This is a genomic window from Vibrio sp. 1557 (assembly GCF_033340175.1).
Classification (GTDB): domain Bacteria; phylum Pseudomonadota; class Gammaproteobacteria; order Enterobacterales; family Vibrionaceae; genus Vibrio; species Vibrio alginolyticus.
Window position 1 is genome coordinate 1 of record NZ_JAWOVZ010000282.1, and the last position, 1,048, is coordinate 1,048.

The window sequence follows — 1,048 nt, forward strand, 5'->3', positions numbered from 1 at the left end:
TGGCTCAGAGCCTTGCTAACGGTACGCCATATGTAAACCGTAATGTGGAAGAAGATGACGGCCCAGATGCTTACACGCATAAGATTTTCGAATCGACAATGGCGTGTTTGGATGTTGCGAAAAATAGCCTAGACCCGATGCAAGTAAACCGTGCGGTTGACTTGCTGACTCAAGCACAACGTATTTCTTTCTTTGGTCTTGGTGCGTCTTCATCTGTTGCTCGCGATGCTCAAAACAAGTTCATCCGTTTTAATATCCCAATTACTTGTTTTGAAGATATTGTCATGCAACGCATGAGCTGTATTAACTGCAGCGACAACGACGTGATTGTTCTCATTTCTCATACTGGTCGTACGAAAAGCCAAGTTGAAATTGCGAATCTGGCTCGTGAGAACGGTGCAACTGTCATCGCTATCACTGCGAAAGATTCTCCATTAGAGAAAGCAAGTTCACTGGCTATCACTTTAGATATTCCTGAAGATACGGACGTATACATGCCAATGGCAAGCCGTGTCGTTCAAATGACCGTTATCGACGTATTAGCCACAGGCTTTACACTTCGCCGTGGTACAGGTTTCCGCGAAAACCTAAAACGCGTGAAAGATGCCTTAAAAGACAGTCGTTATGACAAGCTAAGTCAGTACTAAGCATTGATTAAGGGGAGCCAATTGGTTCCCCTTTTTATTTCTTCTCGCAATGACTTTACTTGTATTTACTCATTCACACTCGATAAATCGCTTCTCGATTCCAATACCTCTACTGAACTCATGTGCGGCGTGCTTTCTGCGGCACAATCTCCACTGCAATCGCACACTTGTTTTAGTATGAACACCAAACGCTCCTGATTAAGAGGTAAAGGGTTACCTTTAATCGCAACAGACTTAAGCGCATCGTTTGCTACCTGTTCAAACGAAGTTTGGCAAACACCAAACTTACCAAGCAATGGCAATTCTAGCTTATCTAACACCATCTTGACCCACAGCACGCCGTCATGTTCATTCGCATTCGCTCTATCCGTGACAAGTTGAGCCAGTTTTCGATAACGGTT

Annotated in this window: 1 protein-coding gene and 1 pseudogene; one reads left to right on the forward strand and one right to left on the reverse strand. The window is 44.1% G+C overall.

The window, feature by feature from the left end; genetic code table 11:
- A partial coding sequence (hexR, locus tag R7070_RS26510; RefSeq protein WP_318141560.1) for a transcriptional regulator HexR occupies positions 1–647 on the forward strand: 647 nt, incomplete at its 5' end.
- 65 nt (positions 648–712) lie between these two features.
- Here hexR and R7070_RS26515 read toward each other — a convergent pair.
- Positions 713–1,048: pseudogene (locus tag R7070_RS26515) on the reverse strand (alcohol dehydrogenase); the annotation flags it as partial.